Below are 12,610 nucleotides of genomic sequence, written 5' to 3'. Positions count from 1 at the left end.
CTCCGTACCGCAATAGTAAGGTCTCCCATCGAGATTCGAGAGAGGACTAACTCCGTACCGCAATAGTGAGGTCTTCCATCGAAACTCGAGACCGGACTAACTCCGTACCGCAATAGTAAGGTCTCCCATCGACTCCAAACGCAGGAGGACTCGTCAACTTCCGCTAGAATTAAATAAATCTCAATAAAGTCGTCCCAACCAGCCGCACCGATAAGATGCCGACCACACAAAAACCGCTCGTTGAGAAAAAAAAATTAGAAAAATCTCCCCTCGACTTGCATTACATGGGAGAACGGGTTCTGCGCCAACCTGCCAAGCGCGTCGCCCGCGTAGACGATAATATCCGCAAGCTGGTCAAGGAAATGCTCCAGACCATGTACACCTCCGACGGTATCGGTCTGGCCGCCCCTCAAATTGGCATTCAAAAGCAAATTTTAGTCCTAGACAGCGATTGGGAAAATCCAGCTACCCCGCCCTTAGTGCTCATCAACCCCGCGATTAAAAAGCTCGACGGTCCGCTGACTGTTGCTGAAGAAGGGTGTTTGAGCATTCCGGGGGTCTTCTTAGACGTGACTCGTCCCTCTCGGGTGGAAGTTTCCTACAAAGATGAAAACGGTCGTCCCCAAAAACGGGTGTTCGACGATCTCCCCTCCCGGATTATCCAGCATGAAATCGATCACCTCAATGGGGTATTATTTGTCGATCGAGTGGACAACGAACTCGCCCTCACTGAAGCCCTCAGCAAGACCGAGTTTTCTGTTCGCGACGTAAAAGCTATTCGATAGGAGCAATCGGAGAAAATAACATGGGAATGACACCAAAAAGCGGTTTTTTCTTACTATGTGCTTGCGTGTCGGGCATTGCTGCGGTCGGTTCGGTTTTCGAGCTATCCTCCGGGGTTCCCCAATATGGAACGATGGTCACCAGCACCATTCTCGCCATTAGCATCCCCTTTGGAATTATTGCCTTCTACACCGCAGTGCAAGCCGCGCGAGAAGAGCAATGATAGCAATGGCCGGGATTGAGAAAATTGGGGGAATTCCGAATTCGGAATTGGAAGCGCGGAATTCGGAAGTGGGAGAAAGGGCAGAAAGACGCGCACTCACAAGAGCGTTGCAACCAACCAATTGTCAATTGTCCATTGTCAATTGTCCATTGCCTATTGTCCATTGCCCCCAAAGCCTCCCCAAGAGTACTCGATCGCATGACCCTCAAAATTCATGAGCGACGATCGCGCATTCCTCGAGCAACTCCTAGGATACGGTATCCGCACCACTGGCGAACCCCGAAGATACGAGCTTTCACCGACTGATGCGATCGCCCTCGGTCGCGATCCCAACTGTCATATCGTTATTGCGGCAAAGCACCGCATGGTCTCGGGAGTTCACGCCCAAATCCGCCCCCTCGAACCGATTTCTGGCAATCCCCAACTCTGGGAAGTGTGCGACCTCGACAGCACCAACGGAACCTACATCAACGATGTGGCTATCAAAGGCGGCCGGATTCTGCAACAGGGCGATCGGATTATTTTAGGTCGCAACGGTCCGGAGTTTCTCTTCGAGTACGTTTCTCCAAGATCGGTTCCCCTCCAACCCACCCGATTGCAGAGTTCCTTCTACCAAAGCGATCCGGTGAGCGTTACCGTCACCAAACTGTTTCCCATTCTCTCCACGGGGGGGCACCTCACCCGCAAAACCTATCTGTTCCCCGTGGCGATGACGATCGGTGTGGTTGTTTTTCTGTTTGCGGCCGTTGGAGAACAGATCGTCTTTAACCGCGCCCTGGGTGTCTATCTCGCGGCAATGGCATACTACTTCATCTACCAAATTTGCGGTAAACCCAAACCCTGGTGGGTGGCGATTTCTGCTTGCACGATCACGATCGTCCTCTTGCTGAGTCCGATACTTTCGGTCTTCCTGTGGGTGTTTCGCGAGGTGCTTCCCGGTAGCCTCCCCACCCCTGGAGAATCGATAACCTTCGGGGAACTGCTCGTGCGGATGTTCTTTGGGGCAGGACTGATGGAAGAATTGCTTAAAGCGATTCCGGTGTTTGGAGCGTTAATTATCGGTCGCGGTTTGTTTGCTCCCTGGAATACGCGCGTGGGAGTCTGGGAACCGCTCGATGGCATTTTGCTCGGTGCGGCTTCAGCGGTGGGATTTACGTTACTCGAAACCCTATGGCAGTACGTTCCCACCGTGGTGGCTAGTTCCGGCGCGGAGGCGGGATTGCAAGTACTGATTCCGCGCATGTTAGGGTCGGTGGCCGGACATATCGCCTATAGCGGTTATTTCGGCTATGCCATCGGCTTGAGCGTTCTCATGCCCTCAAAACGGTTGCGAACGGTGGTGGTGGGCTACCTAACGGCTTCGGGATTACACGCCCTATGGAATGCGGTGGGCAGTTTCAACATCGGTTTATTGGTGGCAGTGGGGGTGTTGTCCTATGCGTTTTTAGGGGCGGCGATTCTCAAGGCGAGGGCACTCTCACCGACGCGATCGGAAAATTTTGCCACTCGGTTTCGGTGAGGGGAGGCTTCGGGGGCAGGGGAGGCAGGGGAGGAGTATAACGGAAAATAGACGTCCGTTGCGACAATCTTCCCTACACCCTACACCCTACACCCCACACCCCGCGCCTGACATCAGATTAGTTCTGCTCGGCTTCCTCTCCTTCTCCTTCTGCCGGGGTCATCATCGCTTCCAATTCCTCTTGAGTCAGAGGCAGAAGCGCTTGCAACTGAAATGCCATTTTCAGCTTCGTTTCCGGCTGGCAGGTCGAAAGGGGCCCTTGGGAGGTCAACAACACGGCGGGGGAGGAAACCTCCGCGTTCATATTCACCACCCGTAAGAGAGGCTGCAATTTCTCGAGCTGGATGAGAATCTGCTTGGCGCGATCGAAGTTTCCTTCGAGTTCCACTTCGTAAATTTGGCGCTTGACTTGATTGTTGGCACCGGCTCCCAAGGAGCCATCATTCACCAATTCATAGCCATCGGTTGTGGAAGTATCGGCCTCTTGGGGCTGGAATTTCGTCAGTTTGGACTGGGCGAAAAATCCCTCGGCGCGATTTTCGATTTGGGGGTAGTTGTTGACCACGTAGGCGGGACAGCCTTTCGCTTGCAGTTGCGCCCGAATGGTATCGGCCGTCAGTTGGGGATTGCGACGTTCTATTTGCTGGTTGAGATCGAGCAGCAACGTATCGAGGGTCTTGGGACTGCTGAACATTTGCTGCACGTCCGCTTGCACCAGTTTCGCGTCGTCGAGTTTTGTCTGAGCGTCTTCGATTTGCTTTTCGATCTCGCTTTGACGAGACAGCTTATCCTCGAGGGACTTAATCTCTTCGTTTAAGGTGGCGCTTTTGTCCATGGCGGGTTTGACGTAATTCATACCCAGCCACACCGATAACCCCAATCCGGCGGCAGCGATCAGCATTGCCAGCACCGGGGGAGAGAAGGTCATGCCAAATAAGACGAACCCCGGCGCTTCTTGTTCTTCCGCTTCGGCGGCAAATTCATCGTAAGCCACGATTAAATAACTCCTCTTTGCTGAAGTGTTTTAATACGATCGACCAAACCCTGAGCGCCTTTGCGCTGGAGTTCGGTTAAGAGTTCCGTTGCGGGGGTCGAACTCAGTTGGGTCTGGATGGTATATTCCACCACGGGCTTGAGTTCCCCCTCAAACCGGTCTTCGGAGGCTTGGATTTCCTGATTGGGATTGTCCACCAAGGTGGCCTCGATCAGGCGAGTTTTCGTGCCTTGCAAGAACGAGGAACGCTGAAGAACGAGGGTAAAGTCGTTCACGTCGTTAAAAGACCGGGCGAAACCTTTGATTTCCAACATCGAAGGGGGCGGTGCCGACGGGGAGGCTTCGGGGTCGGCGGCGGCTGAGGAACTCTCGTCTTCGAGCTGTTCGACGGTACTGATGCGGACGCCTGGGGGGATGCGATCGCGCAAATCCTGCATCAGAGCCGACCAGGGTTTAATGTAGTTGAAGACGCTGCCGAGGGCTTCAGTTTGCTTCTCGACTAAGTCCGTTTCCGTTCTAATCTGTTGCAGTCGCTGTTCGCTGGCGGCGACGACCCCCAGGTCGTTTTCGAGTTTTGCCTTTTTGGCTTCGAGTTTGGGAACTCGCACTTGCTCGAAATAAACCCAAGCACCGGCAGTGGCCAGTAGGAACGCCACTGCCACGCCACCCCCGGCAATCAGCGCCGCCTTACCGGGAATTTCGAGTTGGGGCCCCGAGCGTTCCCGACCGCCCCCAGACTCGGGAAGCGGTTCTCGATCGTTCAGAAAATTGATATCTATGCTGTACATGAGTCAATTTTAGATTTTTCTGGATTTTAGATTCTATAGCCATCGCCACAACCGTGCGGATGCTTTTGAATTTTTACTGGGGTGTTTTTCCCCTGGCTCGCTCTTGCGATGTCCGGGTAGGTCTGGCGGTTGCTATAGATTTTAGGTTGTGTCCATTTTCCCAAACCCACCAAACCGTTCCAACCCAAAACCTTTCTGGTTCTCGATCCCGATTTACGCCTCCCGCATTCCTAAACCTAGGGCGATCCCCAATCCAGCTCGTTGGGATGAAGGCATGGTCTCTTCATCGACATCGATCCCCAAACTCTCGACGGGATCGACTTGGCTGGTGGGTAAACTCAGCCGTTGGAAGAAAAATTCATCAAGCTGTCCGATGGAACTGCCAGGACCGGCGAGAAATAGCTGCGCCACTTCCAATCCATCGCTCTGATTGAGGTAAAAATCGATCGAGCGTCTAATTTCGTCGGCGAGTTCTCCTAAAACTCTGACCATTGCCGTCGTTCCGGGGTTCGTCCCCCCCATTGTACCCATGGTCATCCCATCGTTACTAGTCACCGGAATCGTCATTCCCTGAAGGAGTTCGGTGTTGCGAGAGGGGGGTAAATTCATCGCTTGAGACAGCGCGCTTTGAATTTGGAAGGTGCCAATGGGAATGGTGCGGGAAAATTGGGGCACTCCATCCACCACCACGGCAATTTCGGTACTGTCGAATTCTAAATCGGCCAGAACGGCGGCTTCGGAGGGGGTGAACTGTTGCAGTTTGTCCTGGATGGTGCGCAGGAGGGAAAAACTGGTGACTTCCACCACGTCGAGATCGAGTCCCGCTTCTTGAAAGGTGGTGATGTAGCTGTCGGTGATTTCTTTGCGGGTGGCCACCAGCAGCACTTGAACTTTTTCGATATCGTCTTCGTCAAGAACCGAACCGAGTTTTTGATAGTCGACATCCGCTTCTTCTCGGGGAAAGGGGAGGTAGAGTCCCGCTTCTTGGTTGATATAGTCGCGCAACTCGTTGGCATCGTTGAGTTCGGCGGGGACGGGAACCAGGCGAATGACGGCCTCGCGTCCGGGAATGGCGGTGGCGATATTTTTGGCTTTAATTTTGTTTTGGCTCAAAACCCGATCGAGCAACTCCGCCATCGCCGGTTGGTCGATAATTTGACCGTCCTCGAAAATGCCTTCGGGCACTTCTTCGGAGATAAATTGCGCCACTTTAAATGTTTGACGCTGCTTTTGCAGTTGAATCACGTTGATGCGATCGGGCGCAATTTCGATGCCAATTCCCTTTTTCGATTTGGAAAACAGGTTTTTAACGAAGTTAACCACGGCTGTCCCTGTAATATATCTGGAAGTCTATCTCGAGATCTTTTATCCATCGGATTGGTTCTACACCCGCTCGCTCCGTCGGTCAACCTCATCTATCCGATAAAACTCAGTCGAGGGGCGACCGGAGCGATATCAATAAGTTTAGCGGTTGATTTACGCGATCGGCGAGAGTTCGGAGATCGGATAAAATAGTTTACTCGATCGCGCGGGAGTGGGGAATTGTTCGTGAATCGACTCAAAGGTTGGCAACGGTGGGGACTCGGGCTTTTTCTGGGGCTGACGGTTGCCGTGGTGGCAAGCTGCGGTTTTGGGGGCGATCGCTCTGGGCAAAATAGAGCCATCGAATTTTGGACGATGCAGCTTCAACCCCAGTTTACCGAGTATTTCCAGGATGCGATCGCCAACTTTGAAGCCGATCGCCCCCACTCTGGAATTACCTGGGTAGACGTGCCGTGGTCGGCGATGGAACGCAAAATTATCGCCGCCGTCTCCGCCCGTAGCGCCCCCGATGTGGTGAACCTCAACCCCAATTTTGCCTCCCTACTCGCCGGGCGCAACGCATGGCTGGATGTGGGGGCAAGCGTTCCGGAGACACTGCGCCAGCAGTACTGGCCCAATCTCTGGCAGGCAAGCGTTTTAGGCGATCGCGCTTTTGGCATCCCCTGGTACGCCACCACCCGCATTACCATTTACAATCGAGAGATTTTGGACGCTGCGGGCGTTTTAACCCCCCCCACCACCTACGCGGAACTCGCCGATTTTGCCCGTCAGGTGAAGGAGACAACCGGTAAGTATGCCTTTTTTGCCACGGTGGTGGCGGAAGATTCCGGGGAGGTGTTGGAATCTTTGGTGCAAATGGGGATGAAGTTAATCGACGAAAACGGACGTGCCGCTTTCAATACCCCGGAAGGCAACGCCGCCTTTCGCTATTGGGTCGATCTATATCAGCAGGGACTCCTCCCCCGAGAAGCCCTCACCCAAGGACACCGACGGGCGATCGAACTATATCAAGCGGGGGAAGTGGCACTGCTGGCTTCCGGACCGCAATTCCTGCGCACGATCGCCCAAAATGCCCCGACGATTGCGGCGGTTTCCGAAGTTGCCCCCCAAATTACCGGGCAAACGGGGAAAAAGAGCGTGGCGGTGATGAATCTGGTGATTCCTCGGGATACGGATCGGCCGGAAGCGGCCGTTGCGTGGGCGCTGTACATCACCAATCCGGCTAACCAACTCGCTTTCGCCAAACTCACCAACACCCTACCCTCCACCCGAGAGTCTCTCGACGATCCCTATTTCCAAACCCTTGCCCCGGATGCGTCGGCGGTGGATGTGGCGCGGTTGGTGAGTGCCAGCCAATTGCCTGATGCTCAGGTGTTAGTTCCGCCGATGAAAGATGTCGATCGCTTGCAGCAGATGCTCTACGACAATTTGCAGGCGGCAATGTTGAATCAAAAAAGTGTCGAGGCGGCGCTATCGGATGCGGAGGAAGCCTGGAATCGGCTGCAATTTCCCCGTTAGTTTGGATGAAGTAACGTAGCTGGTTGACTGACAAAAATATTGTGGGCTGAAATCCTTGCTATAATTGTTATCGATAAGCTGAAACCCTGATTCTAAATTACTGATTTTCAGCATTTGTCGGTCTCAAACCTGCATTCTCTCGTTGAAGCAGTTAACAATCGACTCTTAACCCGAACTGACGTTTGCTAGGAGGGAAGTCGGACGAGAACTCAACTGAGCCGTAACTACACAAATTCCACAGCCCATGCGATCGCACGGGCTGTAGAAGAGCTACAGGTTTCTGTTTTCTGTCGAGTACTCTAGCTCCCCATGGGGTTCGTGCTTCCCAAAAACAATCACAACTCTCCCGAGCGCGTGAATTCATTGTACTGAAGCATCTTCGGGCTTGTCGAGTTTTGTCAGTCAACCAGGGTAACGTAGGCGAAACCGGGAAAGTTTTCCATTCCAATCATGTCATTTTCAATCCCTTTATGAATGACATTATTTCGTCGTTCTATAATTTTATGAGGCAGCAAAAAATTTTTAGGTTTATCGCCTGTTTCCATACACCAAAGCATCGTAAAAGCACCAATTTGTTGCTCCGATCTTTTAGATATTGGCTTCCAATAACTTTCAAAATCTTCTTGAGGAATAGACTTGGAGTGACAAATTACACGAATTGCAAATTCATAAAAGCGTTCTAGCGCTGCAGCAAAACTAGAAATAGCCTCTCGAAAGTATCCATCTAATAAAGCATTAAATGCTGAAACAAATAGCAGTTCATGTTTGGGAATAAATAAAATAGTCCTCGAATCGTGTCCAAGAGGGCATTTCCATTACGTATAAACCCCATCATCACAGATGGGAAAAAGACGCGAGTATAGTTTTAATGGTGTTTGTTGATTTGAATTTTCGACTATCTTCCGTTCGCAAATCGAACAACTAATTTCTATATTCAATTTAAAACTCCTTAGTCAAATAAGTATGCACCGCTACTACATATCCTGAATAAACAAAATATTAAATTTGTCAACACCAGTAGAAATACTCATTTAAAATTTTGTGTTTTGAGGTGGATCGCATTTGAGGGGAAGGAGCGATCGATTTAACGATATGGTTAGGTTTTGATTGATGTAGAGTTACGATTTAAGTATAAAGGTAGACCCAACCATGAGTTAATACTTAAACAAATATTACCATGCCCCTGAACCCCTTGTAAACTCGTTCTGAAATGGGCGGAAATTTGACCCCTCTACGTCGGGCAACGATAAGAATCTCTCATCAAATTTGGCATAAAAATAAGGGTCAACAGCGGTTGACCCCTACACATATAACTTATTGGGTTTCCAATCCGATTGAACCCGATCGATCGGGTCGTTACAGTGCGGTGTAGCTCGCAGTCAACCGTTTCAAGCGCAAACTCTACTCCACCTCGTACACCTTCTTACCCCAACTCGAAACCTTCTCCCCTGCCCGAAGGACGTAGGCAGCCACTTCTTCAAGTTCCGCCCGCGTCATCCAGTTCTCCGAGACTTGGCGACACCAAGAACTATAGTCATCGCCATCGTAGGTCATGGGTTCGCGCATGAAAGCCACAAAACCGTTGAGATTATCTCGAGGTGGGGTAGCCCCGGCTAAGGCTGCTTGAGACAGGGTAATCGGGGGAATGGGAACGTTCGACCCGCCAATGTGACAGTAGAGGCAACCATCGTCGAAGCGCGCTTTTCCCCGCGAAAGGGCTTCCGCTGAGAAGTTGCGGGTTTCGCCGGTTTCATCGACTTTGATGGGGACGGGTTGGGCTGCGTCTAGATAGCGCCGTACGTAAGGAGCGATGCTTTCGGCTTGCGCCGGTTGGCACCACAAACAAATCCCCAGCCATACCGTACAGAGTAAGAGCAGGGGACGAAATGAAAAAAATCGATGCAGCATTAATTAATACAAAGGTGTTAGGTGGTGTTGGCTGGTGTTCGGTTTCGATCTTCGGCGTTAGGTTAGCGCACAAAGCCAAGTATCGTCCATTCGCACTCGCACTTCGCCCCTAACCTAACCCGAAACACTCACGATCGATCGTAAATTCGATCGCCATTCCAGGCAATCTCACTCCATGGAGATGCCGCTTAGATGCTCGCAGAACGGTTAAGCGATCGTTCAAATCGACAATTAGTCGTAAACTTTACCACCACCCCAGGCAATTCCACGAAGTTTTTGTTCGATCAGGATATAACCGGCAATGGCGTATAAATCATCTTCAGAGAGATTTCTCATTTCTCCAAAAATATCCGCACTTCTGATAGAAGGATGGAATTCGTAAATTTCGATTTCCCCATCGTAAGTCGTGGGATTTTTCATATAGTCGACCAATCCTTCAATGTTGTTGCGATTGGGATAGGCACCGGATAGATCTTTTTTGCTTAATGTGACGTTAGGATTCGTTTTCGTTCTTCCAGCACCATGACATTGAGCGCAAACAGACCCAAAAAGTTTCTCGCCCTTCCTGGCTTCTTTGAGGGTCAACGTAGCCGTTTCCCCTGCTTCAGTCGAGGATACGGTCCGGGTTGCCTCGTCTAATTCCAGCGCCGTTACACTTCCAACCAAAATTTGGAACGTGAAGAATACAGTGGCTACTACCAGCCAAATGGATTTTTTTAACATTGTTTTCCTCTACACTTTAGTTAACGATCGAGGTCTCCGACTTACCACTCGGTTGAAACAAGACTGGGTTGAGACAAGGACGGTCGGATTCGTCTGGATGGGGTTCCCGTTCGATCGCCACAGATACAAACTCAGCTCGATCTTTCAACCTTGGAGTTCGATCTCGCTAGATTCAAAGCGCTAGACTTGCTTTTTCTGGCGGAAGCGAGACTCGCGGCGGTTCGCAGATCTTTTAGATGCTTTACTTCTTTTAACAGGAAGTATAATTCGCTGCGGCTAACCCGATCGAGAAGTAAAAATACTTAGGGAAATCGGGTAGAGTCCGGTCAATATTTTGGTCGATTTTATGATGGCGATCGTTCAAAACATGGGTCGTGAATTGAACGTTCATCGAGACGAAGCTCGTTAGATCTTGTCTCGCCACAAGTATCGCCCGAGGGGTTAGACCTGCGGCTTGTTTCTATTCCATTTACAAATTGCAACACATTAGGTTTTTTGCAATTTGCAGGGGTTTTTTCCCATGAAATAGCAAGATCGATCGGTCGCGAGAACCTCTCACAAGTTATAAGATTACCACGAAAAGTCACGCTTATCCGACAGATTGATATCCCTGATACCGTTTGCCTTGGAGGGGGTGTTGGGTGTTGGGTATGGGGAGGACGCGGTGATAGGGGAAACCGGGAATCGGGAGCAAGATGCTCCCACGATCTACGGTCGCATCTCCCGAACCCTCCGAGGTCCCTGATGCCCCCGTGGCTCCCAAAGCCCTTTACTTCGTTCCCGTAGAACTCAAGGGTAGAGAGGGTTGAGGTAAGGGAATGACGTGGGAGGTAACGGTTTGAGGTTGGTGCAGGCGAATAAGCTGAGCCAGAGTAGACTTAAGCTGGGTACGGGGGACGATCGTATCCACAAAGCCGTGGGTGAGTAAGTCTTCAGCAGATTGGAAGTCGTCGGGCAGCTTTTGGCGCAGGGTTTGCTCGATGACGCGGCGACCGGCAAACCCGATCGTGGATTTGGGTTCGGCAATGATGATATCACCGAGCATGGCAAAACTAGCGGTTACGCCCCCCATGGTGGGGTGGGTGAGTACGGGGATATACAGCAATCGCGCGGCGCGGTGGCGTTCTAGGGCAGCCGAGACTTTCGCCATCTGCATCAGGCTCAGCATCCCCTCTTGCATTCTCGCTCCGCCCGAGGCGCAAACCACGATGGCCGGCAGTCGCTTGCGGGTGGCTTCTTCAATGGCACGGGTGAGCTTTTCGCCCACCACCGATCCCATGCTGCCCCCCATAAACTGGAAATCCATGACCGCCAGCACCACCGGGAATCCCTCCAGTTGTCCCGAACCGGTTTGCACGGCGTCGAAGAGGTGGGTTTTTTCTTGATATTCTCGCAGCCGATCGCTGTATGCTTTGCGATCGCGAAATTCGAGGGGGTCCTGGGGTTGCAGTTTCTCGTTGAGGGAGGTCCAAGTTTTGGAGTCGATTAACTGTTCGATGCGCTGATGGCTGAAGACCCGATGGTGGTGGTTGCACTCCGGGCAAACCATTTGATTGGCACGCAAATCCTTGGTGTAGGTGAGAACCCCACAGGCTTCGCACTTCGTCCACAACCCTTCGGCAATATCTCGCTCGTGCCGATCGCGATCGTTCGAGCTAGATTTTTGTCGATTTGCAAACCAATCAAATAGAGACATAACGTTTGGGGTTTCCTTTATCTACCGGCGATTTACGGCTGCGATCGAGTGGATTTTCGGAATCGGGATGGTGTGGTGCGACCGACATTTTAACTCGATCGTCGTCCATCGTTGTTGATGTTTTACCCTATCGATCGACTGACCCTTATCCTATCAAGTTACGCGACGGGGAAAAATAACTTTAAGTATGCTTGGAGAATCGGTTTTCCCCAAAGAGTGGCAATGCCAGCCCCTACGGCTAGAAAGGGACCAAAGGGCATGGGCGTTCGTCGTTCGAGCCATCCGAGGGCGATCGCGCCTCCCCCGGCAAAGGCACCGATGGCACAACCGATAAATCCGGCGAGCAGCATCAACTTCCATCCCAACCAAGCCCCCATCATCGCCATCAGTTTGGCATCTCCTTCCCCCATCGCCGGTTTTCCGAAGACAACAGAACCCACCACGGTGATGATATCGAGGAGCCAAATGCCAACGACGATCCCGACAATACTCGCCATCAATCCCTCGTATCGCGACGTGGGGTCTGTCTGGGAAGCCAAAGCCACCTGAAACGCCATCCCCAGAACAAGCCCCGATTGCGTCAGGGCATTGGGCAGGGTTAGGGTATCGAAATCGATCGCCCCCAGGGCAATCAGCCAGCTAAAAAAGACCCAGTATCCCCAGGTGGTGGGGGACCAACCGTAGGTAACAAAGACCAGAACGAAGAGCAAACCCGTTGCCGCTTCTACCAAGGGATAGCGAATGGAAATCGGCGTGTGGCAGTGGGCGCACTTCCCCCGCAACCACAACCAACCCAAAATAGGAACGTTCTCCCGCGCCCTCAAGGGATGGAAACATTGAGGACAGCGAGAGGGAGGCCACAACAGGGACAGTCCGGCGGGTAATCGATAGATCACCACGTTGAGGAAGCTGCCAATGGCTGAGCCGAAAACAAAGACGAGGCCGATCGCCGGTAGAGCCATAGCGAGATTCAAGATCGTGACGGACGGTTCGGGTAAGCGGGGAGAGCCGCGGGCACTAGGGGAGAAAGACCTTGGCTCGATTGCACGAATATCGATAGAGAATGGGTGAGTGCGTAAGGCGAGCTTGGGTTATTGGGTTGAACCCCATCGACCCCAACGGGCGCGCCCTCGGT

General features: G+C 52.0%; 12 protein-coding genes. 4 read left to right on the top strand and 8 right to left on the bottom strand.

From position 1 onward, the window contains the following. The first annotated feature begins 215 nt into the window (after positions 1 to 215). The 3 genes from def (at position 216) to AC2215_RS01330 (ending at position 2,525) form a co-directional block, all read left to right on the top strand. Entirely contained in the window at positions 216 to 785 is a 570-nt protein-coding gene (gene def / locus AC2215_RS01340; RefSeq protein ID WP_486808148.1) for a peptide deformylase, read from the top strand. A gap of 20 nt (positions 786 to 805) precedes the next feature. Further along, positions 806 to 1,006, top strand: coding sequence for a hypothetical protein (locus AC2215_RS01335; protein ID WP_486808147.1), 201 nt, complete (start codon positions 806 to 808; stop codon positions 1,004 to 1,006). Between the two features lie 214 nt (positions 1,007 to 1,220). Next, a complete protein-coding gene (locus tag AC2215_RS01330; RefSeq protein WP_486808146.1) occupies positions 1,221 to 2,525 on the top strand; it encodes a PrsW family glutamic-type intramembrane protease in 1,305 nt (434 codons plus the stop codon). 118 nt (positions 2,526 to 2,643) lie between these two features. Here the strand turns inward: AC2215_RS01330 and AC2215_RS01325 are convergent, their stop codons facing one another. From AC2215_RS01325 to pilM, 3 genes are all read right to left on the bottom strand, one after another. Beyond that, positions 2,644 to 3,519, bottom strand: coding sequence for a hypothetical protein (locus AC2215_RS01325; RefSeq protein WP_486808145.1), 876 nt, complete (start codon positions 3,517 to 3,519; stop codon positions 2,644 to 2,646). Positions 3,520 to 3,521: 2 nt separating this feature from the next. Then, the gene (locus AC2215_RS01320) at positions 3,522 to 4,307 is read right to left on the bottom strand and encodes a PilN domain-containing protein (RefSeq protein ID WP_486808144.1); all 786 of its coding nucleotides are present in this window, start codon (positions 4,305 to 4,307) and stop codon (positions 3,522 to 3,524) included. A 213-nt stretch (positions 4,308 to 4,520) separates the two neighbouring features. Beyond that, positions 4,521 to 5,630, bottom strand: a complete 1,110-nt coding sequence (gene pilM / locus AC2215_RS01315; RefSeq protein WP_486808143.1) for a type IV pilus assembly protein PilM — start codon at positions 5,628 to 5,630, stop codon at positions 4,521 to 4,523. 225 nt (positions 5,631 to 5,855) lie between these two features. Between pilM and AC2215_RS01310 the strand changes: the two genes are divergently transcribed. Continuing rightward, positions 5,856 to 7,148, top strand: coding sequence for an ABC transporter substrate-binding protein (locus AC2215_RS01310; protein ID WP_486808142.1), 1,293 nt, complete (start codon positions 5,856 to 5,858; stop codon positions 7,146 to 7,148). A gap of 1,401 nt (positions 7,149 to 8,549) precedes the next feature. Here AC2215_RS01310 and psbV2 read toward each other — a convergent pair. From psbV2 to AC2215_RS01285, 5 genes are all read right to left on the bottom strand, one after another. After that, positions 8,550 to 9,056 (bottom strand): photosystem II cytochrome PsbV2, encoded by a 507-nt coding sequence (gene psbV2, locus AC2215_RS01305; RefSeq protein WP_486808141.1) that lies wholly within the window; start codon positions 9,054 to 9,056, stop codon positions 8,550 to 8,552. A gap of 231 nt (positions 9,057 to 9,287) precedes the next feature. Next, a complete protein-coding gene (gene psbV / locus AC2215_RS01300) occupies positions 9,288 to 9,779 on the bottom strand; it encodes a photosystem II cytochrome c-550 (RefSeq protein ID WP_486808140.1) in 492 nt (163 codons plus the stop codon). Between the two features lie 16 nt (positions 9,780 to 9,795). Then, positions 9,796 to 9,927, bottom strand: coding sequence for a hypothetical protein (locus AC2215_RS01295; RefSeq protein ID WP_486808139.1), 132 nt, complete (start codon positions 9,925 to 9,927; stop codon positions 9,796 to 9,798). A 621-nt stretch (positions 9,928 to 10,548) separates the two neighbouring features. Continuing rightward, positions 10,549 to 11,475 (bottom strand): acetyl-CoA carboxylase, carboxyltransferase subunit beta, encoded by a 927-nt coding sequence (gene accD, locus AC2215_RS01290; RefSeq protein ID WP_486808138.1) that lies wholly within the window; start codon positions 11,473 to 11,475, stop codon positions 10,549 to 10,551. Positions 11,476 to 11,633: 158 nt separating this feature from the next. After that, positions 11,634 to 12,437 carry a prepilin peptidase gene (locus tag AC2215_RS01285; RefSeq protein ID WP_486808137.1) on the bottom strand — a complete coding sequence of 268 codons (804 nt, stop codon included), beginning with the start codon at positions 12,435 to 12,437 and terminating at the stop codon, positions 11,634 to 11,636. Positions 12,438 to 12,610: the final 173 nt, after the last annotated feature.

Source organism: Zarconia sp., from assembly GCF_057467645.1.
Note: the sequence above shows the minus strand (reverse complement) of the source record. Positions and strands in the feature narration are given on the sequence as shown.